Genomic DNA, 23,114 nt, shown 5'->3' on the forward strand with positions numbered 1-23,114 from the left:
CTCCCTCCCTTCTCCCTTCAGCCGAGCCGCATCAACGGAGATGACATGGCCAGTTCGACGTGGACACTGATCGCCGCGGCAGCGGCGATCGCCCTCCTCCTGCTGCTGGTGATCACATGCAAGATGCAGGAGTTCCTCGCCCTTCTCGTCACCACCCTCGCCTTCGGACTCGCCGTCGGCACCGACCCCGTCGAACTGATCGACCTCGTCGTCGAGGAGATGGGCGGATCACTGGGCCAACTCGCCCTGGTGATCAGTCTCGGCGCGGTCTTCGGGACCGTGCTCCAGCAGGCGGGCGCGGCGGAACGCATCGCGACCACGCTGGCCGGCAAGTTCTCCGACCGGAACATCGCCTGGGGCCTGAGCGCCGCCGGCTTCCTGGTGTCGATCTCGGTCTACATCGACGTCGCCATCGTCATCCTGGTCCCGATGCTGTACGGCATCGCACAGCGCACCGGCAAGTCCCTCCTCTACTACGGCATACCCCTGTGCGCGGGACTGAGCTGCGCCTACACCTTCATGCCGCCGTCGCCCGGACCGCTCGCCGCCGCCGGGATCATGGACGCCGACCTCGGGCTGGTGATCCTCTTCGGCGTCCTGTGCGCAGTCCCCGCCGTCATCGTCGGCGGACCGCTGTTCGGCCGGCTGATCGCCCGGCGCATCTTCGTCCCCGTACCCGCCCAGCTGGTCGGCACCGGCGTCGGAAGCGTGGGCGCCGGCACCGGCAGCGGGACCACGGACGGCGGCCCCGCCTCCGGGGACGGCGGCGGGGTAGCGGCCGAACGGCCCGGTGGTACCGCGCTGCCGGGCTTCGCCTCCGTCGTCGGCGCCCTGCTGCTGCCCCTGACGCTGATCGTGCTCGGCACCATCGGCGACAAGGCACTCGGGGAGGATTCGACGTGGGGAACCGTCCTCGCCTTCGTCGGCCACCCGGTCATCGCGCTGCTGCTCACCTGCCTCTACACCCTGTGGTTCTTCGGGCTCCGCCGCGGTGCCACCACGGCGGAGCTGCGCGAACTCGCCGGCTCCGCGCTCGGCCCGGCGGGCCAGATCATCCTGATCACGGGGGCCGGCGGCGCCTTCGGCGGCGTGCTGGTCGAATCGGGACTGGGCACGGTCCTCGCCGAGTCCATGAAGGACGCGGGCATCCCCCTGGCGGTCTTCGGCTTCCTGACCTCGTCGGTCATGCGCATCTGCCAGGGCTCCGGGATGATCGCCATGATCACCGGCGCCACGTTCAGCGCCCCGCTGGCGCACGCGATGAACGCCGGCTCGGCCCAGATCGCCCTGACCACCCTCGCCATCGCCTGCGGTGGCGCGGCGTTCTCCCACGTCAACGACTCCGGCTTCTGGATGGCCAACCGCTACTTCGGCATGACGGTGGCGGACACGCTCAAGTCCTGGACGGTCATGAAGACCGCCGTCGGCTGCACCGGCTTCGCCGCGGTCCTGGTGGTGGGCGCCTTCGTCGGCTGACCGGCGGACGCCTCCACCTGTGCCGCCCGGTGACCCGGCACAGCGCGGTGGCGGGAGTCAGCCTCCGTAGACCGGCTCCGACTCGTGCAGGGTGTCCGCCATGTCGCGGGCGAACGCACGCGCCTCCTCGGGGGTGAGGGACGCGGTGGTCACGCGTACGGCCGGCGGAGCGGCGATGCGGAAGCGGGTGCCGGCCGCCGTCCACCAGCCGCGGGTGCGCAGGCCGTTGACGGTGGCCGACTCGTCCCGGACGGGGACCCACACATTGAGGCCGCTCACCCCGCGGGAGTCGACGCCGTGCCGTGCGAGCTCGGCCCGCAGCGCCTCGCGGCGGACGGTGTAGGTCTCCGCGGCCCGGCTTACGAGGCGTGTCGTCGCGGGGTCGGTGAGGAGATCCGCGACGGTCGTCTGGAGGATGTGGCTCACCCACCCCGAGGTCAGCAGCATCCGCCCGTCGTGACGCGCGAGGGTGGCCGGGTCGCAGGCGAGGGCCGCCCAGCGCAGATCGATGCCCAGGTGCTTCGAGACGGTGCGCACCTGGGCCCAGCGGGGGAGCCCGCCGGAGGCCAGCGTCACGGCGGGCGCACCGGAGATCTCCGCGTTGTGGTCGTCCTCCACCACCAGGACGTCGGGGTGGTCGCGGAGGACGGCGAGCAGCGCCTCCCGGCGCGCGGGGGTGAAGCGGGCGCCGAGCGGACTCTGCCCGCGAGGACTGCACACCAGCGCCCGCGCCCCGGCGCGCAGCGCCGGGCGCAGGGCTTCGGGGCGCATGCCCTCGTCGTCGACCTCGACGGGCAGCATCCGCATCCCGAGTGCCGGGACGAGGTCGAGCAGGTGGTGGAAGCCGGGATCCTCCACGGCCACGGCGTCGCCGGGCCGCAGCCCGGTGGCGAGCAGCCGCCCGATGCAGTCGAGGGCGCCGTGGGCGAAGGTCACGGCCCCGGCCGGTACACCGTCGCGGGCGAACCAGGCGCGGGCCGCCTCCTCCAGCGCGGGCAGGCGGGGCGCGGCGCGGTGCGAGCCGGGCACGGGCTCCAGCCGGGCCGGCGGGTGCAGCACCGGGAGGCAGGCCGGGTCGGGATGCCCCCCTGCCAGATCCCTCAGCCCGGCGGGCACCTTCGGGGGGCGCCGGGAGGCGACGGCGGGCGCGGCGGCGACGACCGTCCCGCCGCGCCCCAGCGTGCGGACCACGCCGCGGTCGCGCAGTTCCTTGTAGGCGGCCGCGACCGTGCCGGCGCTGACGCCCAGTTCCCCCGCCAGACGGCGCACGGGAGGCAGGGCGGCGCCGGGCCCGAGCGCTCCGTCGGTCACACCGTTCTCGACGGAAGCCGCGATCTCCCTGGCCGTTCCGCCGGAGATCCCATATTGTTCTGTCACAGAAGACATTCTGTACCGATACAAAAGATCCGTCAAGGCCGGCTCACCTGCCCGGCCCGTGAAGGGGGGACGGATGCAGCCGAAGCGCGGCCGCACACCGCTCGCACGGCGTATCACCCCGGCGATACCCGGTGGCCGGGACGGCAGACGGATGCTGATGGTGGCCGTCGTCGACAAGATCGGCACCGGGCTGTGGGCCGGGGCCTCGACGCTGTACTTCATCTACGTCGCCCATCTGTCGGTCGGTCAGATCGGCACCCTGATGGGGGTCGCGGGCGTCCTCGGCGTCGCGGGCCCCCCGCTGGCGGGCCGGCTGGCCGACCGCTTCCCGGTGACGCGCCTGCTGGTCGTGGCCCAACTCGCCCGGGGCGCGGCCCTCGCGGCGCTGCTGACCACCCACGACTTCCTGCCGCTGATGCTGTACTCCGCACTGGGCGCGCTGCCCGACCGTGCCTCGAGCGTGCTCACCAAACTCTTCGCGGCGCGCGTCGCGGGCCCGCACCGCGTGCGCTACCAGGCGATCCAGCGCACGGCGGTCAACATCGGATGGGCCGTCGGCGGAGCCGGCGCCGCGGCCGTGCTCACCGTCGGCACCTCCACCGCCTACCAGGCCCTGCTCCTCGGCAACGTCGCGTCCTACCTGGCCATCGCCGCGATCACCCTCACCTGCGCCGAACCGCCCGCGCCCGGCCTGGTCGTGGCCACGTCCGGCACCGCCGGCACCGCCTCCGAAGGCCCGGCGAAGCGGCCGACGCCGTGGCGCGACCGCCGGTACCTGGGCTTCACCACGACGGAGGTCTGGCTGTTCCTGGACGACAGCGTGCTCCAGGTCGGGTTCCCGCTGTGGATCGTCCACGCCACCGAGGCCCCCGTCGGCCTCGCGCCCCTGATCCTCGTCCTGAACAGCGTGATGGTGGTGGCTCTCCAGGTGCCGCTGTCCCGCTTCGCCGGGACGACCGCCGAGGCCCGCCGTCTGCTGCTGCCGCTCGGCGCCTTCTTCCTCGCCGGCGGCGTGGCACTCGCCGCCTCGACGCAGGGCGGCCCGTGGTGCGCGACCACGGCCGTCCTCGTCGCGGCAGCCGCCTTCACCCTGGCGGAGATCCTGCACTCCCTGACCTCCTGGGAACTCTCCGTCTCCCTCGCCCCCGCCGAAGCGCAGGGCGCCTACGTCGGCGTCCACGGTCTCGCCCAGTCCGCGCAGCGCAGCCTGGGCCCGCTGGTGGTCGGGGCCGCCGTCACCGTGGGCGCGGCGGCCTGGCCGGTCCTCGGCGCGACGCTCCTGACGGTGTGCTTCGTCCAGCACCGCCTGGTCCGGCCGCGTGCGACGGAACAGGTGCCGGCCGATCCGCTCCGCACGCCCTGACGCGGACGGCGCACCGCCGCAGGGCCGCGGCGCCGGGCGCGATATCCGGAAAACGAAGCCTCGGGCCCGTTCAGGTGTGCCGGGTTGTCACGGGGCAGAAGCGGAACGCGGGGGTACGACGGCAGGGGACTGAGAGGGGCCGTGACGTATGAGACAGAGTGCGCGCGAGGCGGCGACCGTCACCGTGCGAAGTGACGGCGACGAGGCGCGGTTGGTGCTGGCGGGCGAGTTCGACGTCGCCACGGCAGGTCTGGTGGCTGACGCGCTGCGGGACGTCCGGGTCGGCGCCCGGCGCGTCGTGGTCGACTGCCGGGCCGTGGCCTTCGCCGACTGCGCGCTGCTGAGGGTGCTGCTCCCCGCCCGGGACTCCCTCGCCCTGCTGGGACCGCTGCCCTCCGTGATGAACCGGATGCTCGTCCACTCCGGGACGCGCAAGCTGTTCACGGTCGTCGACGACAGGGCACCGGCGAGTCCGCGGCCGCCGGGGCGGTGCTTCCCCGAGGGAGCCACGCGGTAGCCGACGGCTCGACCAGCAGGTCACCGCGGGGGCCGGACGAGCGCCCCCGCGGGACCGCGCCGTGCTCCCTCGGCGTCCCGGCGGAGCCCGCCCGGGGTGCCCGGCGACCGCCGTCTCCGGCGGATCCACCGTCGGCCCCCGAACGGGACGCGCCGGTACTCCTCGTGCGCGCGTGCCGACGGCCGCTTCCCGCCCGCCACGTGGACCACCGGCAGCCGGGAGACCCGGGCGCCGCGCTCCCCGGCGCCGGGGAGCGCGACGCCCGCCGTCAGGACACCCGCATCCCGACGAGACAGGTGTCGTCGTCGGTGTCCGACCTGCTGTGCGTGAGCAGACTGTCGAGTCTGCGTTCCAGCGACGCGGCGGGCAGCTGCGCCGTCGCCAGCAGGTGCTGGAGCGACTCCTGCACGGCGGTGTCCCGGCGTTCCACCAGACCGTCGGTGTACATCATGAGGGTGTCGCCCGGAGCCAGCCGCACCTCCCCCTCGGCGTACTCCGCCTCCGCGACCGCCCCGAGCAGCATGCCGCCGAGGAGCGGAAGCGTGGTGGCCTCGTCGCCGCGCACCAGGACCGGGGGCAGGTGCCCGGCCCTCGCCCAGCGCAGCAGGCGCTCGTCCGGGTCGTACAGCCCGCAGACGGCCGTGGCGGTGACCTGCTTGGTGAGGTGGTGGGCCACGATGTTCAGCCAGGAGAGCAGCTGGCCGGGCCCGGCGCCCGTGACGGCCAGGCCGCGCATGGCGTTGCGGAGGACGACCATGCCCGTCGCCGCCTCGATGCCGTGTCCGGCGATGTCGCCGACGCAGAGCAGGATCTTCTTCGACGGCAGGGTGACGGCGTCGTACCAGTCACCGCCCACCAGCGAGTCCGTCTCCGCGGGCCGGTAGCGGACGGCCACTTCGAGACCGGGGACGTCGAACGGCTCCCGGGTGGGCGGCATGATGGCGTGCTGGAGCTGGAGGGCGAGGCGGTTGCGCTCGGCCGACTCCTGCTCGGTGTGGGCCAGCTGGTCGCGGGTGGCGGCCAGCGCCACCTCGGTCCAGTGCTGCGAGGAGATGTCCTGGTACGCCCCGCGCACCGCGAGGAGCCGCTCGCCCGCGTCGAGCACCGGCTCCGCGATGACCCTGATGTGCCGGGTGACACCGTCGGGCCGCTGCAGGCGGAACGCGGTCGACGTGGCGCGCCGGTGGTGGAGCACGGCCTGCAGGAAGCGGCCGATGGCGACGCCGTCGTCCGGGTGCGCGTGCGCGGCGAGGTCCTGCAGCGAGACCGGACCGTCGGCCGTGGTCCGCCCGTACAGCGTGAAGAGCTGGCCGTTCCAGCTGATCTCGCCGGAGATCACGTTCTCCTCGAACCCGCCGATGTTGCCCAGGCGTTGCGCGTGCTGGAGGAGGCTGGCCAGCCGGGCCGTCTCGTCCTCGATGCGCCATATGAAGAGCACGCTGCCGCCCTGCCGGCTGACACTGAGGTCCGCCACCGTGGACAGCGGCACCTGACCGACGAGGGCCGTGAGCGTCACGCGCTGCGCGCGGAACGGCTCGCCCGTCGCATAGACCCGCTCGATCCTCTCGAACAGCCCGTCGGCCCCCGCGGCGAGAGGGTACGCCTCCAGCAGCAGAGCGCCGTCGACGGCGCTGCGGGGACGGCCCGCCGGGTCCTGGAAACGGCCGTTGGAATGGCGGATGCGGAAGTCCGTGAGGTGCCCCTCGGGGCCGAGCACCGGTGTCAGGACGAGGGCGGGGTCGTACAGGCCGTCCGCCAGATCGACGAGCTCCGACACCTCGGCCGGCTCCGGTGCGCCGGCCTCCGGCGCGGTGCCCCCGGGCGGATTCTCCAGCGTGTGGGCGCACAGCTCGGCGAGGGCCTCGATCTGGCGTGCCACCGCCGCCGGCTGCGCGACCAGCGGCTCCGGCCAGCAGATCTCGAGCACCCCGTGGATCCGGCCGCCCGCGCCGGCGGGCACGGCGACACGGCCTCCCCGGGGGTGCTGCGCGCGACCGATGCTGGGCGCCGGGTACCCCTCCAGCGAGTCGATCCACTCGGTACGCCGCTCGCTGAGCGCATGTCGCGCGATGGTCGCGACGCCGGGCGGGACGTAGCGCCAGCGTTCGGCCTCCTCCGCACCGAACCCGGCGTGCCCCCGCAGGGTGAGGGACGTGTCGGAGCCGGCCGCCCACACGGCGACGGCCGTCGCCCCCAGCGGGGCGAGCGCGTGCTGGAGCAGGGACTCGGCCACGGTCTGGGTGTCGCCGGCCGCCAGCGCGGCGCTCTCGGCCGTCCGCAGGCGCACCGCGACGGAGACGTCGTCGCCGCCCTCTCCGGTGCCCTGGGCCGTCCGCCGGACGAACTCGCCCGCGGCCTCGGCCACATGGTCGCGGGCCGCCTGGTTGATGATGTCCGCGGCCAGTTCGATGGGGGAGAGGCCCGCCTGCTCGGCCAGTTCGGCCAGTTGCAGCGCCGCCCGCGCCGGGCCGCAGCCCAGCCGCTCCACCATGATGCCCTTGGCCATCTCGATCAGGGCCCTGCCCTCGGCGGCCGCGTGCGCGGCCTCCACCTCGCCCCGCAGCCGCTCCACGACGGCGGCCAGCCGCCCGACCGAGGACTCGCCGGCCGGACCCGTGGCCGCGGGGGCGCCGTGCGCGGGATCGACGATCACCCGCGACGCGGCGGGGACCACGTGGGCCCGGCTGGCCGGCGGGCTCGTGACGCCGGCCTGCCGGGGCACCGCCGGGATGCCGCCCGGCCCCTCCTGTGCGGGCGACGAACCCGCGGCGCCGTCGGAATCGGCGACGGATGTCATACGACGGGCCCGTTCCCGTGCGGCCGGCTCAGCCAGCGGCGCACGCAGTCGATGAGGTCGTCGGCGTCCACGGGCTTGGTGACGTAGTCACTGGCACCGGACGCCAGACTCTTCTCCCGGTCACCGGGCATGGCCTTCGCCGTGACGGCGATGATGGGCAGGCCCGCGTGCTCGGGCATCCGGCGGATCTCCGCCGTCGCCGCGTAGCCGTCCATCTCCGGCATCATGACGTCCATGAGGATCAGGTCGATCTCCGGATGGCCGGCGAGCGCCTCTATCCCCTGACGGCCGTGCTCCGCGTGCAGGACGCGGATGCCGTGCAGCTCCAGGATCCCCGAGATGGCGAAGAGGTTGCGCGCGTCGTCGTCCACGACGAGCACGGTGTGGCCGTGCAGGCTGTCGTCCGGCGTCTGCGGCGTGCGGGCGGCCGTGTCCTGACCGCGGACGAGCGGCACGACGTCGCCGGGCTGCTCGGCCGACAGGTGGAGCGCGATGCGTTCCCGCAGCTCGTCCAGGCTGGACAGCAGCTCCAGCGGTCTGCTGTCGGCCCGGGACTGCAGCATCCGCTCCTCGGCGGCGTCGATCCGCCGGTTGTTGTGGGCGAGGACGGGAACCGTGCGCAGCGCGGGATCCCCGTCCAGCGCGTCGAGGAAGTCCAGGGCGTCGCTGTCGGCCATGTCCAGGTCGAGGACCACGCAGTGGACCGGCTCGGCGGCGAGCGCGCTCGCCGCCTCCTGCGGCCCGACGACCGAGACCAGCTGGATGTCGGATCCGCCGGGACCGCCGTCGAGCTCGGCCACCGCGCTCTCGGCCACCAGGGACAGCAGCCCGTGCCGGCGGCCCTCGCACACCAGCAGACGACGCGGCTTGCGCGTCCCGGCCTCGAGGGCCGCCGGACGGGGCGCCTCGGCGGGCGCGGCCGCCTCCAGGTCGCCGTAGGGGGACTCCGCGTCCCGTCCGCCGTCCGCGTGGTGCTGGTAGTCCTCCCGCGCGACCGGCAGGTACAGGGTGAACGTGCTGCCCACCCCCGGTGTGCTCTCGGCGGTCAGCGCGCCGCCCAGCAGATGGGCGATCTCGCGGCTGATCGACAGACCCAGACCCGTGCCGCCGTACTTGCGGCTGGTCGTCCCGTCCGCCTGCTGGAAGGCGCCGAAGATGGCCTCCAGATGCTGCTCGGCAATGCCGATGCCGGTGTCCCGGACGCGGAACGCCACGACGGGCCCGCCCCGCAGGACCTGGACGGGCACCTCGCCGTCGGGCGCCGGTTCGATCCGCAGCTCCACGCCGCCGCGCTCGGTGAACTTCACCGCGTTGGAGATCAGGTTGCGCAGGACCTGCCGCAGCCGGGAGTCGTCCGTGAGCACGTCGACCGGCACACCGGCCGCCGTGGTGATGGTGAAGTCCAGGCTCCGCTGCGTGGTCATGGGCCGGAAGGTGGCCTCGACGTAGTCCAGGAGCTGGCGCACCGGCACCCGTTCCGGGTTGACGTCCATCTTCCCGGCCTCGACCTTCGACAGGTCGAGGATGTCGTTGATCAGCTGGAGCAGGTCGGAGCCGGCCGAGTGGATGATGCCCGCGTACTCGACCTGCTTGGCGGTCAGGTTGCGGGTCGGGTTCTGGGCGAGCAACTGCGCGAGGATCAGCAGGCTGTTGAGCGGGGTGCGCAGCTCGTGGCTCATGTTGGCCAGGAACTCGGACTTGTACTTGGACGCCAGCGACAGCTGCTGGGCGCGGTCCTCCAGCTCCTGGCGCGCCTGCTCGATCTCGAGGTTCTTCCCCTCGATGTCGCTGTTCTGCGCGGCCAGCAGCGCCGCCTTCTCCTCCAGTTCGGCGTTGGAGCGCTGGAGTTCCTCCTGCTGCACCTGGAGTTCCTCGGAACGCGCCTGGAGTTCGCCGGCCAGTCGCTGCGACTCGCCGAGCAGCTCGTCGGTGCGGGCGTTGGCGACGATCGTGTTCACATTGACGCCCACGGTCTCCATGAGCTGTTCCAGGAAGTCCCGGTGCACGGCGGTGAACGCGGTGAACGAGGCGAGTTCGATGACGCCGAGGACCTGGTCGTCCACCACGATGGGCAGCACGATCAGGCTGCCGGGCGTGGTGCTGCCCAGTCCGGAGGAGATGGTGACGTACCCGCCGGGCACGTCGTCGGAGAGGATGACCCGCCGGCTGCGGGCGGCCTGGCCGACCAGGGACTCGCCCAGGCGGAAGCGCTCGGGCACCTCGCGTCCCGCCGGGCGCCCGTAGGACCCGACGAGCCGCAGCTCCAGACCGGTACCGGACTCCTCGGCGAGGTAGAAGGCGCCGTACTGCGCCGACACCAGCGGGGTCAGCTCGTCCATCACCAGCTCGGCGACGACCGCGAGGTCGCGGTGTCCCTGCATCAGGCCGGAGACGAGGGCGAGGCTGGACTTCAGCCAGTCCTGCTCCTGGTTGGCCCGGGTCGTCTCCCGCAGGGAGCCGACCATCGCGTTGATGTTGTCCTTCAGTTCGGCGACCTCGCCGGAGGCGTCGACCGTGATGGACCGGGTGAGGTCGCCCTCGGCGACCGCGCTGGCGACCTCGGCGATGGCGCGCACCTGGCGGGTGAGGTTGCCGGCCAGTTCGTTGACGTTCTCGGTGAGGCGCTTCCAGGTGCCGGAGACGCCCTCGACCTCGGCCTGGCCGCCGAGCCGGCCCTCGCTGCCGACCTCGCGGGCGACGCGGGTGACCTCGGCGGCGAACGAGGAGAGCTGGTCGACCATCGTGTTGATGGTCGTCTTCAGCTCCAGGATCTCGCCGCGGGCGTCCACGTCGATCTTCTTGGACAGGTCGCCGTTGGCGACCGCCGTGGTGACCAGGGCGATGTTGCGCACCTGCCCGGTCAGGTTGTTCGCCATCGAGTTGACGTTGTCGGTGAGGTCCTTCCAGGTGCCCGCGACGTTCGCCACCCGCGCCTGGCCGCCGAGCTGCCCCTCGGTGCCCACCTCGCGGGCGACGCGGGTCACCTCGTCGGCGAACGCGGAGAGCGTGTCGACCATCGTGTTGATCACGCCGGCGAGGGCGGCCACCTCGCCCTTGGCCTCGACGGTGATCTTCTGCGAGAGATCGCCGCGGGCCACGGCGGTGGCCACCTGAGCGATCGAGCGCACCTGGCCGGTCAGGTTGGACGCCATGACGTTGACGTTGTCCGTGAGGCCCTTCCACGTGCCGGAGGCACCCCGCACGGTGGCCTGTCCGCCGAGGTTGCCCTCGGTGCCGACCTCGCGGGCGACGCGCGTCACCTCGTCGGCGAAGGCGGAGAGCTGGTCGACCATCGTGTTGATGGTCTCCTTGAGTTCGAGGATCTCGCCGCGTGCGGTGACGGTGATCTTCTGGGAGAGGTCGCCCTGCGCCACCGCCGTGGCGACCTGGGCGATCGACCGCACCTGGGCCGTGAGGTTGCCGGCCATGGAGTTGACGGAGTCGGTCAGGTCGCGCCAGGTGCCGGAGACGCCCTTGACGTCCGCCTGTCCGCCGAGGATGCCCTCGGTGCCCACCTCGCGGGCCATCCGGGTCACCTCGTCGGCGAAGGCGGAGAGCTGGTCGACCATCGTGTTGATGGTCTCCTTGAGTTCGAGGATCTCGCCGCGTGCGGTGACGGTGATCTTCTGGGAGAGGTCGCCCTGCGCGACGGCCGTGGTGACCTGCGCGATGTTGCGGACCTGGGCCGTGAGGTTGCCGGCCATGGAGTTGACGGAGTCGGTCAGGTCGCGCCAGGTGCCGGAGACGCCCTTGACGTCCGCCTGGCCGCCGAGGTTGCCCTCGGTGCCGACCTCGCGGGCGACGCGGGTCACCTCGTCGGCGAACGCGGAGAGCTGGTCGACCATCGTGTTGATGGTCTTCTTCAGCTCCAGGATCTCGCCGCGGGCGTCCACGTCGATCTTCTGCGACAGGTCACCCCTGGCGACCGCGGTGGCGACCTGCGCGATGTCGCGGACCTGGGTGGTGAGGTTGCCCGCCATGGCGTTCACCGAGTCCGTGAGGTCGGCCCAGGTGCCGGAGACCCCCGGGACCTCGGCCTGCCCGCCGAGCGTCCCCTCGGTGCCCACCTCCCGGGCCACCCGGGTCACCTCGGAGGTGAACAGCGACAGCTGGTCCACCATGCCGTTGAACACGGTGGCGATCTCACCGATCAGGCCGTCCGCGTCGTCCGGCAGACGGGTGCCGAAGTCGCCGTCGCGCACCGCCGTCAGCCCGGCGAGCAGCTGCCGCAGTTCCGGTTCCCCCACCTTGCCCGCGCCGCGCGCGCGTGCGCGCTGGGCCGGCAGTTCGCTGTCGACGGTCTCGGTCATGTTCTTCCCTGAGTAGCGCTCGGCGGACGCCCAGACCCGCTGGACCCCGTCACGGCCCTGTCTGGGCCGCCCCCCTGTACGCCGTGCGGCGGAACGATCATTGCCGCACGGCAAATGCGCCGCAGGGTATCCCGTCGGGCGGCGCCGAGTCCAAGCGGTCCTTCGTTCTGCGGACACTCCGCTTCGTCCGGCGGCGCCCCGCCCCGGCCGGGCACGGCGGAAAACAGCCGAACGGGCGGGCACGGCGGACAACAGCCCGAAAGGGCGGGCCCGGCGCAAAACAGCCCGAACGGGCGGGCCGGGCTCCGCAGGCCGGCGCCACGGTCCTCCACCCGTCCGCGGAACCCGCCGCCCCCGGCGCGCCCCTGCGCCTCCGCTTCGACGTGTTCCCCGACGGACACGGGGGCGCCGCCGGGGCCGGCGCCAGGGCACCCCGCTGGGGGGCAGCGGGTACTCCGCCTCCGGCGATCCTGCCGCCCGTGCTTCTCACGGTGCCGATCCGGCTGGTACTCATACCCTGCCGCTCCGGGCCGGGCGCGGGGCCGTGCGGCGGTGCGCCGCCGGGACCGTCGCCCGCCGGGGCGGCCGCCCTGCCCCTGCCACCTCCACGCGGGAAGATGCCCTCTCCATGTTCAGAAGCATTCGTCAGGCGGTCCGCCGCGGGGTCCGGCGCGTGGACCTCAGCCATCCGGCACGGTCGCCGCTGGGCAGCGCGGTGGTGAACTGCGTGGTCTACCGCGACGGTGTGCGCCAGGCCGACTGCGCCGACGCCGGCGAGGCGCTGCGCCGTGTCCGCAAGGGACGCGGCGGGTTCGTCTGGATCGGTCTGCACGAACCGGACGAGAGTGAATTCGCCGGTCTCGCCGAGCTGTTCGACCTCCACCCGCTGGCGATCGAGGACGCGGTGCACGCGCACCAGCGGCCGAAGGCGGAGCGGTACGGGGAGACGCTGTTCGCCGTCTTCAAGACCGTCCACTACGTCGAGCACGCGGAATTGACGGCCACCAGCGAGGTCGTGGACACCGGCGAGCTGATGGCGTTCGTCGGCGGCGACTTCGTGATCACCATCCGGCACGGCGGACACGGCTCCCTCGGAGCACTCCGGGAGGACCTCGAAGCCATGCCCGACCAGCTGTCCAAGGGGCCGTCGGCCGTCCTGCACGCGATAGCGGATCACGTGGTCGACGACTACCTGGCCGTCGCCGACGCCGTGCAGGGCGATGTCGACGCGGTGGAGACCGCCGTCTTCAGCGCCCACGCCGACCGGTCGGACTCGGGGCGCATCTACCAGCTCAAGCGGGAACTGCTCGAGTTCCGGCGGGCCGCGGCGCCGCTGGGCCGGCCGCTGCAGCAGCTCGCGACCGACCCGATGCCCGTGATCGAGGCCGACGTGCGGGCGTACTTCCGTGACGTGGCCGACCATCTGGCCCGGGTCACGGAGCAGATCGCCGCCTACGACGCGCTGCTGGACTCGATCCTTCAGGCCCACCTCGCGCAGGTGACCGTCGCGCAGAACGAGGACATGCGCAAGATCACGGCCTGGGCCGCGATCATCGCGGTGCCCACCATGGTGTGCGGCATGTACGGGATGAACTTCACGCACATGCCCGAACTGCGCTGGACGTACGGGTATCCGGCGGCCCTGGCCGTGATCGTCGTCGCCTGTCTCGTCATCCACCGCGGCTTCCGCCGCAACGGCTGGCTCTGACCTCCCGTTCCGGCGCCGGCCGGCTCCGCCTCCGGCGCGGCCCGCCGGTGCACGGCACCGGCGGGCCGCCCGCTCGGTCCTCGCCCATGACCAGGCCCTCGATGGTGTGCTTCTGCGTCACCGGCTCCAGGACGTCGACGATCCGGCAGTCCAGATGGCGCCGTACGCGCTCCGGGAGGGCCTCCCAATAGGCGCGGGTCACCGCGGTGTCGTGCCGCTCGCCGTTGGAGCCTCGGGTCCGTCGACCCCGAGGACCAGCACGGGCCGGGACCTCGCCGAACGGTTCCTGGCCCCGCGGCCATGCCCGCGGCGCACGGAGGGGGCTGAGCCTGCCGAACGACCTGGCGGTCGCCGGGTTCGACGACATCGAGGACGGCCGGTACGGCCGTCCGGCGCTGACCACCGTCTCGCCCGACAAGCACCAGATCGCCGAACGCGCGCTGCAGTGCCTGGCGGACCGCATCCACAGTCCGCACGCCGCCGTGCCCGCCATGGATCTGGCGGTCCCGCACCGGCTGGTCGTGCGCGGCAGCACCGCCCCGCGGGGCACGGGGGACTGAACGCGCCGACGGCCGGGTCCGGGTTCCCGGCCCCTCCCCGTACCGGCCGGGGCCCGCGGCCGGTACGGCCTCTCCCGCGCCGGCGGCCCGCTGTCCGGGCCGGGGGCGCGGGGGTTCCCGGTCAGGCGGCCTGCGGGGACTCCACGTGGCCGCTGATCCGGTGGATGATCTCGACCAGCTTCTCGGTGATCTCGGTGTCGTCGGCGGGGTGCGTCTCGGCGAAGCGGGTCATCGAGTTCGGGATGGTCAGCTGGAGGTCGGCGAGCACGCTGCCGCCGGCGATGCCGGCCGCCTTGCGGGCCTCCTCCTGCGCCCAGGCGCCGCCGTACTGGCCGAAGGCGGTGCCCACCACGGCGGTGGGCTTGCCGCTGACGGCACTGCCGCCGAAGGGGCGGGACAGCCAGTCGATGCCGTTCTTCAGCACGGCCGGCATGGTGCCGTTGTACTCCGGGGTGAACAGCAGGAGGGCGTCGGCGCGGCCGGCGGCCTCGCGCAGCCGGACGGCGGAGGCGGGCGCGCTGTCCGTGTCGATGTCCTCGTTGTAGAACGGGATCTCTCCCAGGCCCTCGTACAGCTCGACCGTGGTCCCCTGCGGTGCGTGGCGGGCGGCCGCCTCGGCGAGCTGACGGTTGTGCGAGCCGGAGCGCAGGCTGCCGACGAGAGCGAGGATGCGGACGGACATGGCGATCTCCAAGGGGGCGGAGCGGGTGGAAGTAATCGGACTGTGGTCCGTTTACTGTTGTACCACCTAAGCGGACCACGGTCCATTTTTCTTCCCGGGCCATGATCCGGACGGAAAGCCCTAGGCTGGAGCCATGTCGACTCGCCCCCCGTTCCCGCAGCCGTCAGGGCCGGACGCGCCGGTTCTCATGGAGCTGACGGGGGTGGGCGACTCACCGGCCCTGCGCGCCGACGCGGTGCGCAACCGCGCGCGTCTGCTGGAGGCCGCCTCCCGGTTCGTGGAGGAGCACGGGGTGAACTGCCTCACGATGGAGGCGGTGGCCAAGTCCGCCGGAGTGGGCAAGGGGACGGTGTTCCGTCGCTTCGGCGACCGCACGGGACTGCTCATGGCGCTGCTCGACCACTCCGAGCAGGCCTTCCAGGCCCGCTTCCTCGGCGGGCCGCCGCCCGTGGGACCGGGCGCGCCCCCGCTGGAGCGGCTGCACGCCTTCGGCCGCGCCACCCTGCGAGAGGCGGCGAGCCGCCTGGAGCTCTACCTGGCCGCCCAGCCGGACGCCGAGCGCCGGTACGCCAACCCGCCCTACCAGGTGCGCCTGACCCATGTGACGATGCTGGTCAGGCAGGTGGCGCCGGACGGGGACGGCGAACTCCTGGCCCAGGCGCTGATGGCCTATCTGGACCCGGCGCTGATCCACCACTTCCTGCGTCAGCGCGCCATGCCGCTGGAGCGCCTGGAAGCCGGCTGGTCCGACCTGGTCGACCGGTGCGCCACGGCCCGTTAGCGGACGGTGGCCCGTGACGCGGCGGCCGGTGCGCCGGAGCCCGTCGGCGGACGGCGGCCCGCCATGTGGTCGGCCGGTGCGGCGACGGCCCGCGGCCGGCACCCCCGACGCGCTACGGCGCCGCGCTGCCGGCGGCCGCGGGCGGAACACCGAGGCGGCCGGCCGGCTCCGTCGTGGTCCCGCCTGCGCCGTCACCCGCGGCGAGGGGCGGCGTCCTGCCGGGCGACCACTCCGGACGAGGCCCGGGGGCGCCGGCCGGCACCGCCGGCCCGGCGTCCGACAGGGCTTCTCCGGCGCGGGCGCGGTGGGACCGGGAGATGGTCCGGCGGGCTCCGGCCCGGCCCGCCCGGGCGGCTTCTGGCGCGGGGTGCGGCGTGCCGTGCGGGCCGGAACCAGGCGGCGGGCCGGAACCCGGCGGCGGACCGGACGACGGCCGCCGCCGTGGCTCGTCAGGCCGCGCCGCCCCGTTCGCGGGGGATCCGGTGACCCGCCTCGATCGCCACCGGGAGGCGGTTCTCCGCGGGCGGCAGGGGGCAGGTGGCCAGGTCCGTGTAGGCGCACGGCAGGTTCGCCGCACGGTTGAAGTCCACGACGACGGTGCCGTCGGCGGCGGCCCCCACCGTCAGGACGCGATTGGCGGCATAGGTCGTGACACCGGAGGTCGCGTCGGTGAACAGCACCGTCAGGCTCCCCGGGGTGTGCCCGGGGAACGCCGTCAGGGAGAACGTCCGCCCCTGGAGGGCGAACTCGATGCGGCCCGGCGCGTCGTACACGTGCTCCAGGCCCTCGACGGCGGCCCCCACGGTGGTCGGGCGCGGCTCCTCGAAGGCGAGGTAGCGGCCCTCGACGACCCAGCGCGGGTCCGGCGCGTAGGCGGGCGTGCCGGCGAAGGAGGTGCGCAGCGGCGCGTCGGGGTGCCGGGGCCGGACGATGTCGTTCCCGCCGCGCCTGGCCACCTCGATCACCGCGTCGCCCCAGACGGCGTCGACGCCGCCGCGTTCGGGCAGCACCCCGAAGCGGTGCTCGCCGCGCACCGGCGTTCCGTCCACCACCAGTTCCTCGGCGTCGGCCAGGGTCACGGTGACGCCCTCGGGGCCGGTCCGCCAGGTGCCGGGGGCGTCGGGGAAGCGGCGCGGTCGCTCGTCGAGCCAGTGCAGACCGGTGATCGCGAGGAAACCGTGCGGGGCGGCGAGCCGCTCCTCCTGCGCACGGTGCCAGGCCAGCCATTCCTCGGTGAAGGCCTGGAGGTCCCTGGTCGTGGTCCGAGCGGTCATGGATGCTCCTTCGTCCCGCGAGGCCACGGCCTCGCTGCGGTGTGCGGGTGGGGGCGGCAGGTCCGCCGCGACGTGTCAGCCGGCCAGTTCGCCGAGGAGGGCCCAGGTGCGTCGCCGGTCCTCCTCCCCGGCGATCTCCGTCCCGGCGAAGACGACCTCCGTCGCACCGGCGTCCCGGTAGCGCCGGATCTCGGCCGCCACCGTCTTCTCGTCGCCGATCACGGCGACGTCCGACGCCCGCCGGGCGCCGGAGAGCTCGACGACCCTGGCGTAGGAGGGGATCTGCTCGTAGAACGCGAGCTGTTCGGTGGCCTTGCGCCGCACTCCTTCGACGTCGTCCGTGACCACGCCGTGCACCAGGGCGACGACCCGGGGCGCGGGACGGCCGGCGGCCTCCGCCGAGGCCACCAGTGCCGGAACGATGTGGTCTCCCAGGGCGCGCGGGCCCGCCAGGTAGGGCAGGATCCCGTCCGCCAGTTCACCGCTGACCCGCAGCGCCTGCGGGCCCATCGCGGCGACCAGCAGGGGGACGCCGCCCTCCGCTCCCGGTACGCGCGCCGGGAGCGGCGTCACCGCCGTCAGCAGCTCGCCGCGGAAGTCGGCGGCCCCGTTCTCGGTCAACTGCCTCAGGGCCGTGAGGAATTCGCGGAGCCGGGCGACGGGCCGCTCGAAGGGCAGGCCGAAGCCGCCCTCGGTGATGAGCCTGGTGCCCAGCGCCAGCCCGAGGTGGTAGCGGCCGCGGGTGGCGGCCTGGGCGGTCTGGGCCTGACTGGAGACGAGCAGAGGGTGCCGGCCGAAGACGGGGATCGCGGAGGTGCCCACCTGGAGACCGGGCACCTCGCGCCCGACGAGGGCCGCCAGTTGCGGCGAGTCGGCACCGAAGGTCTGCCCGAACCAGGCGGAGTGCAGGCCGGCCTCCGCGGCCTCCCGGGCCAGCCGGACGGAGGCGTCGACCTGGTTGTCCGCGTCGGATGCGTTGAGCGCTACTCCTACTGTCATGTCTGGGAGAACCGCCGTCCGTCGATGCCGCATTCCGGTTCCTGTGTGACGGCTTCTTGTCGTTCATGTGTACGCGGACGGCCCACGAGTTCCCCGACGAGGGCGGCGACCTGCTCGGTCTCGATGAGGAAACCGTCGTGGCCGTGCGGCGACCGGATGAGCCGCAGGCCGTCCGCCGAGCGGATGCCCGCCGCCAGTTCCGCCTGCTGCGACGGCGGGTAGAGACGGTCGGACTCGACCCCGGCGACCAGGGTCTCGGCGGTCACCCGGCCCAGCGCGGCGCGTACGCCGCCCCGCCCGCGGCCGATGTCATGGCTGTTCATGGCCTCGGCCAGGGTGACGTAACTGCCCGCGTCGAAGCGGCGGGCCAGAGCGGCGGCGTGATGGTCGAGGTAGGACTCGACCTGGTACCGGCCGCCCGACCACGGATCCTCCGCGCCCTGCGCCGAGCGCCCGAAACGGGCCTGGAGCTCCGGCTCGCTGCGGTAGGTGACATGGGCGATGCGCCGGGCGATGCCGAGACCGGTGTGCGGCCCGCGGCCGGTGCCGTGGTAGTCGCCGCCGAGCCAGTCGGGGTCGGAGCGGATGGCGCCCATCTGCACACCGGCCCAGGCGATCTGCTCGGCGCTCGCCGCCGCGGTCGTCGCGAGCAGGAGCAGCGCCCCGGTGCGCTCGGGATACGACACCGCCCACTCCAGCGCCCGCATGCCGCCCATCGAGCCGCCGACGACCAGGGCCCAGCGGTCGACGCCGAGCGCATCGGCCAGACCGGCCTCGGCGGCGACCTGGTCGCGCTGTGTCAGAAAGGGGAAACCGCCTCCCCAGTGGCGGCCGTCGGGGCGCCGGGAGGACGGCCCGGTGCTGCCCTGGCAGCCGCCGAGCACATTGGGCGCGACGACGAAGAACCGGTCGGTGTCGAGGGCACGCCCCGGCCCGACGAGCCCGTCCCACCACCCGGGGGTGGGATGGCCCGGTCCCGCGGGACCGGCGGCGTGACTGTCACCGGTGAGGGCGTGCAGCACCAGCACGGCATTGGAGCGCCCCGGCGCAGGCCGGCCCCAGGTCTCGAACGCGAGCCGCACGCCCGGCAGTTCGCCGCCCGCCTCCAGCGGCAGCGGCGCGTCGCGCAGGTACCAGCGGCGGCCCCCGGGAGGGTCCCCCTCCCGCCAGGCCCCGGAGGCCGGCGGGAGGGGGAGCGGCGACGACGCCGGCCAGGTGTTCAGGACGCGCCCTTCGCCGCCCGGAACCCCGCCTCCAGATCCGCCTTCAGATCGGCGAGGTTCTCGATGCCGACCGAGAGCCGCACCAGCCCGGGAGCGGCGCCGGTGACCGCCGCCTGCTGCTCGTCCAGCTGGCTGTGGGTGGTGGACGCCGGGTGGATGATGAGGCTGCGGACGTCACCGATGTTCGCGAGGTGGCTGAACAGCTCCACGGCGTCGACGAACCGCTTGCCCGCCTCGACACCGTCGCGCAGTTCGAACGCCAGCACGGCGCCCGCGCCGCGCGGAAGGTAGCGCTGCCCCGCGTCGTACCAGCGGTTGGAGGGCAGCCCCGGGTAGTGGACCGCGGCGACCTCGTCTCGCTGCTCCAGCCACTCGGCGAGTGCCTGGGCGTTCGCGGAGTGCCGTTCGATGCGCAGGCTGAGCGTCTCGACGCCCTGGAGCAGCAGGAAGGCGGAGTGCGGCGAGAGCGCGGGACCGAGGTCGCGCAGCAACTGGACGCGGAGCTTGACGGCGAAGGCGCCGGGGCCGAGCGCGGGCCAGTACCGCAGGCCGTGGTAGCTGGGGTCGGGCTCGCTGAAGTCGGGGAAGCGCTCGGTGTGCGCGCCGAAGTCGAAGGTGCCGCCGTCCACGACGACGCCCCCGATGGTGGTGCCGTGGCCGCCGAGGAACTTGGTGGCCGAGTGCACGACGATGTCGGCGCCGTGCTCCAGGGGGCGCAGCAGATACGGCGTCGGCACCGTGTTGTCCACGATCAGCGGGACGCCCGCCTCGTGCGCGACGTCGGCCACGGCCCGTACGTCGAGGACGTTGCCGCGGGGGTTGCCCAGCGTCTCCGCGAACAGGGCCTTGGTACCGGGCCGGATCGCCGCCCGCCACGCCTCCGGGTCGTCGGGGTCGTCGACGAACGACACCTCGATGCCGAACCTGGGCAGTGTGTGCCGGAACAGGTTGTACGTGCCGCCGTACAGCGAGGTGCTGGAGACGATGTGGTCGCCCGCGCCCGCCAGCGTCAGGATCGCCAGCGTCTCCGCCGCCTGCCCCGAGGCCAGCGCCACGGCGGCGACGCCGCCCTCCAGCGCGGCGATCCGCTGCTCGAAGACGTCCTGGGTGGGGTTGTGGATCCGGGTGTAGATGTTGCCCGGTTCGGCGAGGGAGAAGAGATCGGCGGCGTGCCGGGTGTCCCGGAACACGAACGACGTCGTCTGGTAGACGGGCGTCGCGCGTGCACCGGTCGTCGGGTCCGGCGCGGCGCCGGCGTGCACCTGCTTGGTCTCGAACGACCATGCCGAGGTGTCGGGACCGGGGGGCTCCCCCTCGGGCGTGTGACCGGCGGTGACGGAGTCGATCGGCTGGCTCATGGTGCTGCTCCCTTGGTGCGGGGTGCGTCGGGGGACACCACTGCGCTCCCGCCGCATGACGCCTGGCGGCGCGGGGGAGGGACAGGGTGGAGGATCCGCGGAGCCGACCGCCGGGCCCGGAGAGGGGAAGCCGTCGGCGCGGTGCGGTGGGAAAGAGGTTCAGATGCCTGAGCGAGTGGTCAGCGTCAGGCGGAACAACCCGTGGTGGTGACACGCACGTAGTCGACGTGGCGGCGGGTCACGAGCACGGTCATGGAGTCAGGTAACCACATCCCGGCACCGGAGCACCAGTACAACTCCCGTCGTACGCAGGTGCGATGCCGGAACCGATCCGCCCCGGACCGGACGGAGGGGTCCGGCGCGCGCCACCGGGGCCGGCGGCCGGCCGGGTGCCCGGGCCCGCGGCACGCTTCAGCAGCGGGGCGTCCGGGCGAGGCGGAAGCCGACGTCGTCCACGCGGAAGGTGGGGTGACTGCGGCGCCGTACGGAGGCCCGGCAACTCCAGTGCTCGTCGAACCAGCCGCCGCCGCGCAGCACGCGGTAGTCGCCGTAGACCTCGGCGTCGTAGACGTCCCAGCACCACTCCCACACGTTGCCGAGCATGTCGTGGAGCCCCCACGCGTTGGGTCGTCTGCCGCCCACCTCGTGGATCCGGCCGTCCGAGTTGCCCCGGTGCCAGGCGATCTCGTCGAGCGGCCCGTACCGGGGACCGGTGGTGCCCGCCCGGCACGCGTGTTCCCACTCCGCCTCGGTCGGCAGCCGGTAGCCGTCCGAGGAGGCGTCCCATTCGATGTCACCGTCCCCGTCGGCGTCCGGGAGCCGGTAGGCGGGCGTGAGACCGTCCCGCAGGGACAGCGCGTTGCAGAACCGGACGGCGTCCCACCAGGAGACCTCCTCGGCCGGCAGCCGGCGGGCACCGGCGGCGCCGGGCCGCCCGCCCGTCACCAGGGCGTACCGGTCCCGGGTCACCGGGTGCGCGGCCAGCTCGTACGGGGCGAGCCCGACCGTCCACCTGCGTCGTGTCCGCCGGTCCGACAGGGTGACCCGTCCGGCGGGGACGGTGATCATCTCGTGCTCCGCACTCGCGTCCATGAGCCGGTGATCGTAGCGGGCCCCGCGCACGGTGCCGGGCCGGCGCTTGTCGGGCCGGCCCGGTCCTCCGGCCGTCACCTCAGGACGGAGGTCCGACAGCGGTCCTCGCGGCGGGTCCCGGTGGTGTCCGTGGAGGTGGCACGGCCGCCGGCGTCGGCACCGGGCCGGGGCCCACGGCACCGGGACGCCCTGCTCAGATCAGCTCGCCGTTGCGGGCGACCACCTCACCGCCGTGGACGACCATGTCCCGCCGGGGCATGTCCACCACGACCTGCGGGGTGCACTCGCCGTGGACCAGCACGAAGTCCGCCGGATCGCCCGGGGCGAAGGCGACCCGCTCCAGGCCCAGCACGTCGGCGCCGCCGTCGGAGCCCGCGCGGTAGCAGTCCGTCAGCTCGTGGTCGAGGCGGACGTCCGTGACCCAGCCCAGGATGTGGGCGCGGTGCAGCATGTCGGCGTTGCCGAACGGGCTCCAGGAGTCGCGGACGCCGTCGGAACCCAGCCCCACCCGCACGCCGTGCTCGCGCAGCCGGGTGATCGGCAGGACCAGGGACTCGTTGGGCGCCACGGTCGTGAGCGCGATGTCCAGGCTCCCCAGGTCCTGTGCCATGGCGTCGAGCTCCCGCTCCGGGAGGAACGGCAGGCAGAACACATGGCTGACCGTCACCCGCCCCTGAAGGGAGAGGGCCCGGGTGCGTTCGACGATGCCGCGCAGCACCCGGGTGCCCTTGTCGTCCCGGTCGTGGAGGTGGATGTCCACGCCCACGCCGTACCGGTCGGCGAGGCGGAACACCAGGTCGAGCTGCTCGTCGAGCGCGTCGTCGAAGCTGATCGGGTCGATGCCCCCGATCTGGTCCACGAGCCCGCTGCGCGCGGCGTCCTCCAGGAGTCCGGCCGTACCGGGCGTGCGGACGACGCCGTGCTGCGGAAAGGCCACCACCTGGACGTCCAGGGCGTGGGCGAGCCGCTCCTTCGCCTCGGCGACCCCTTCCAGGCCCGCGAGCCCGTAGGCGGGTGCGACGTCCGCGTGGGCCCGCATGGCCCGGGTGCCGCGGCCGACGGCGTGCGCCATCAGCCCGTGGGCCCGCTCGCCGACCGGCCGCCGCTGGGAGCGGAACAGCTCGACGTCCTGCTCGCAGTACTCGGCGATCCCCGAGGCAGGGGAACGTGACACCCAGTCACCGCCCCAGGTGGTCTTGTCGGGATGGATGTGGGCGTCGACGAGCGCGGGGAGCGCGATCCGGCCCCCGCCGTCGACGATCCGGGCGCCCTTCGGCGCGGGAAGGTCGCTGAACCGGCCGTCGACGACGGTCAGATCGACCGGGGCGCCGGTCCCGAACGGCCGGACGTCGCGGAAGACGACGGCGCGACCGGGGCGCCGGGCGTCCGCCGCCGCGGGCGTCGCCGCGCCGGTGAACGCCGCACCGGCGCCCAGGGACGCGGCCCCGGCCAGGACGCCGCGCCGGGAGAGGGGAGGGGGAACCATGGGATCTCCTTGCTGTGGTGGGATCGCGCGGGAGTGCCGCGCGAAGGCCGGGTGGGGCGATGCCGAGGCCGCCCGCGGGCGGCCTCGGCATCGCCCCACCCGGCCTTCGCG

General features: G+C 73.7%; 15 protein-coding genes and 2 pseudogenes. 6 read left to right on the forward strand and 11 right to left on the reverse strand.

Going from position 1 to position 23,114, the window contains the following annotated elements; all coding sequences use genetic code 11:
• Positions 1 to 45 precede the first annotated feature (45 nt).
• Positions 46 to 1,476, forward strand: a complete 1,431-nt coding sequence (locus EAO77_RS29695) for a GntP family permease (RefSeq protein ID WP_147991417.1) — start codon at positions 46 to 48, stop codon at positions 1,474 to 1,476.
• 57 nt (positions 1,477 to 1,533) lie between these two features.
• On the opposite strand, the gene EAO77_RS29700 is transcribed toward EAO77_RS29695, so the two are convergent.
• Positions 1,534 to 2,853: an aminotransferase class I/II-fold pyridoxal phosphate-dependent enzyme gene (locus EAO77_RS29700; RefSeq protein ID WP_147991418.1), complete on the reverse strand. Its 1,320-nt coding sequence runs from the start codon at positions 2,851 to 2,853 to the stop codon at positions 1,534 to 1,536.
• A gap of 73 nt (positions 2,854 to 2,926) precedes the next feature.
• On the opposite strand from EAO77_RS29700, the gene EAO77_RS29705 reads away from it, so the two are divergent.
• Both EAO77_RS29705 and EAO77_RS29710 read left to right on the forward strand, forming a co-directional pair.
• On the forward strand, positions 2,927 to 4,216 hold the full coding sequence (locus EAO77_RS29705) for an MFS transporter (RefSeq protein ID WP_147991419.1): 1,290 nt from the start codon (positions 2,927 to 2,929) through the stop codon (positions 4,214 to 4,216).
• A gap of 148 nt (positions 4,217 to 4,364) precedes the next feature.
• The gene (locus EAO77_RS29710) at positions 4,365 to 4,733 is read left to right on the forward strand and encodes an STAS domain-containing protein (RefSeq protein ID WP_147991420.1); all 369 of its coding nucleotides are present in this window, start codon (positions 4,365 to 4,367) and stop codon (positions 4,731 to 4,733) included.
• 268 nt (positions 4,734 to 5,001) lie between these two features.
• Here the strand turns inward: EAO77_RS29710 and EAO77_RS29715 are convergent, their stop codons facing one another.
• Positions 5,002 to 7,530: a SpoIIE family protein phosphatase gene (locus tag EAO77_RS29715; RefSeq protein ID WP_147991421.1), complete on the reverse strand. Its 2,529-nt coding sequence runs from the start codon at positions 7,528 to 7,530 to the stop codon at positions 5,002 to 5,004.
• Positions 7,527 to 11,840: a HAMP domain-containing protein gene (locus tag EAO77_RS29720; protein ID WP_147991422.1), complete on the reverse strand. Its 4,314-nt coding sequence runs from the start codon at positions 11,838 to 11,840 to the stop codon at positions 7,527 to 7,529. Before EAO77_RS29720 ends, EAO77_RS29715 begins: the two co-directional genes overlap by 4 nt.
• A gap of 628 nt (positions 11,841 to 12,468) precedes the next feature.
• On the opposite strand from EAO77_RS29720, the gene EAO77_RS29725 reads away from it, so the two are divergent.
• Complete coding sequence (locus EAO77_RS29725) at positions 12,469 to 13,548, forward strand: magnesium and cobalt transport protein CorA (protein ID WP_147991423.1); 1,080 nt, start codon at positions 12,469 to 12,471, stop codon at positions 13,546 to 13,548.
• A gap of 79 nt (positions 13,549 to 13,627) precedes the next feature.
• Here EAO77_RS29725 and EAO77_RS40515 read toward each other — a convergent pair.
• Positions 13,628 to 13,911: pseudogene (locus EAO77_RS40515) on the reverse strand (phytanoyl-CoA dioxygenase); the annotation flags it as partial.
• Here EAO77_RS40515 and EAO77_RS29735 point away from each other — a divergent pair.
• Positions 13,866 to 14,108 (forward strand): annotated as a pseudogene (locus EAO77_RS29735) (substrate-binding domain-containing protein); the annotation flags it as partial. The pseudogenes EAO77_RS40515 and EAO77_RS29735 sit on opposite strands and share 46 nt — an antisense overlap.
• Before the next feature lie 121 nt (positions 14,109 to 14,229).
• Here EAO77_RS29735 and EAO77_RS29740 read toward each other — a convergent pair.
• On the reverse strand, positions 14,230 to 14,790 hold the full coding sequence (locus EAO77_RS29740; protein WP_147991424.1) for an NADPH-dependent FMN reductase: 561 nt from the start codon (positions 14,788 to 14,790) through the stop codon (positions 14,230 to 14,232).
• Between the two features lie 133 nt (positions 14,791 to 14,923).
• Here EAO77_RS29740 and EAO77_RS29745 point away from each other — a divergent pair, with 133 nt between their 5' ends.
• Positions 14,924 to 15,571 carry a TetR/AcrR family transcriptional regulator gene (locus EAO77_RS29745; RefSeq protein ID WP_147991425.1) on the forward strand — a complete coding sequence of 216 codons (648 nt, stop codon included), beginning with the start codon at positions 14,924 to 14,926 and terminating at the stop codon, positions 15,569 to 15,571.
• A 449-nt stretch (positions 15,572 to 16,020) separates the two neighbouring features.
• Here EAO77_RS29745 and EAO77_RS29750 read toward each other — a convergent pair whose 3' ends face one another.
• The 6 genes from EAO77_RS29750 to EAO77_RS29775 all read right to left on the reverse strand — a co-directional run bounded on the left by EAO77_RS29750 (position 16,021) and on the right by EAO77_RS29775 (position 23,003).
• On the reverse strand, positions 16,021 to 16,845 hold the full coding sequence (locus EAO77_RS29750) for a DUF1684 domain-containing protein (RefSeq protein ID WP_147991426.1): 825 nt from the start codon (positions 16,843 to 16,845) through the stop codon (positions 16,021 to 16,023).
• Between the two features lie 75 nt (positions 16,846 to 16,920).
• Positions 16,921 to 17,844 (reverse strand): LLM class F420-dependent oxidoreductase, encoded by a 924-nt coding sequence (locus EAO77_RS29755; RefSeq protein ID WP_147991427.1) that lies wholly within the window; start codon positions 17,842 to 17,844, stop codon positions 16,921 to 16,923.
• A complete protein-coding gene (locus tag EAO77_RS29760; RefSeq protein ID WP_147991428.1) occupies positions 17,841 to 19,067 on the reverse strand; it encodes a homoserine O-acetyltransferase in 1,227 nt (408 codons plus the stop codon). The genes EAO77_RS29755 and EAO77_RS29760 overlap by 4 nt, the downstream gene beginning before the upstream one ends.
• Positions 19,064 to 20,425, reverse strand: a complete 1,362-nt coding sequence (locus tag EAO77_RS29765; protein ID WP_147991429.1) for a bifunctional o-acetylhomoserine/o-acetylserine sulfhydrylase — start codon at positions 20,423 to 20,425, stop codon at positions 19,064 to 19,066. The genes EAO77_RS29760 and EAO77_RS29765 overlap by 4 nt, the downstream gene beginning before the upstream one ends.
• A 411-nt stretch (positions 20,426 to 20,836) precedes the next feature.
• Positions 20,837 to 21,517 (reverse strand): formylglycine-generating enzyme family protein, encoded by a 681-nt coding sequence (locus tag EAO77_RS29770; protein ID WP_147991430.1) that lies wholly within the window; start codon positions 21,515 to 21,517, stop codon positions 20,837 to 20,839.
• A 193-nt stretch (positions 21,518 to 21,710) separates the two neighbouring features.
• Complete coding sequence (locus tag EAO77_RS29775; protein ID WP_147991431.1) at positions 21,711 to 23,003, reverse strand: amidohydrolase; 1,293 nt, start codon at positions 23,001 to 23,003, stop codon at positions 21,711 to 21,713.
• Positions 23,004 to 23,114 lie beyond the last annotated feature (111 nt).

It is taken from the genome of Streptomyces sp. T39, assembly GCF_008042045.1.
Lineage (GTDB): Bacteria > Actinomycetota > Actinomycetes > Streptomycetales > Streptomycetaceae > Streptomyces.

Coding starts and splice junctions, on each gene's coding strand:
- EAO77_RS29725 (WP_147991423.1), top strand. CDS start 12,469: ATGTTCAGAAGCATTCGTCAGGCGGTCCGCCGCGGGGTCCGGCGCGTG.
- EAO77_RS29695 (WP_147991417.1), top strand. CDS start 46: ATGGCCAGTTCGACGTGGACACTGATCGCCGCGGCAGCGGCGATCGCC.
- EAO77_RS29710 (WP_147991420.1), top strand. CDS start 4,365: ATGAGACAGAGTGCGCGCGAGGCGGCGACCGTCACCGTGCGAAGTGAC.
- EAO77_RS29740 (WP_147991424.1), bottom strand. CDS start 14,790: ATGTCCGTCCGCATCCTCGCTCTCGTCGGCAGCCTGCGCTCCGGCTCG.
- EAO77_RS29745 (WP_147991425.1), top strand. CDS start 14,924: ATGTCGACTCGCCCCCCGTTCCCGCAGCCGTCAGGGCCGGACGCGCCG.
- EAO77_RS29765 (WP_147991429.1), bottom strand. CDS start 20,425: ATGAGCCAGCCGATCGACTCCGTCACCGCCGGTCACACGCCCGAGGGG.
- EAO77_RS29705 (WP_147991419.1), top strand. CDS start 2,927: ATGCAGCCGAAGCGCGGCCGCACACCGCTCGCACGGCGTATCACCCCG.
- EAO77_RS29770 (WP_147991430.1), bottom strand. CDS start 21,517: ATGGACGCGAGTGCGGAGCACGAGATGATCACCGTCCCCGCCGGACGG.
- EAO77_RS29720 (WP_147991422.1), bottom strand. CDS start 11,840: ATGACCGAGACCGTCGACAGCGAACTGCCGGCCCAGCGCGCACGCGCG.
- EAO77_RS29750 (WP_147991426.1), bottom strand. CDS start 16,845: ATGACCGCTCGGACCACGACCAGGGACCTCCAGGCCTTCACCGAGGAA.
- EAO77_RS29715 (WP_147991421.1), bottom strand. CDS start 7,530: ATGACATCCGTCGCCGATTCCGACGGCGCCGCGGGTTCGTCGCCCGCA.
- EAO77_RS29755 (WP_147991427.1), bottom strand. CDS start 17,844: ATGACAGTAGGAGTAGCGCTCAACGCATCCGACGCGGACAACCAGGTC.
- EAO77_RS29775 (WP_147991431.1), bottom strand. CDS start 23,003: ATGGTTCCCCCTCCCCTCTCCCGGCGCGGCGTCCTGGCCGGGGCCGCG.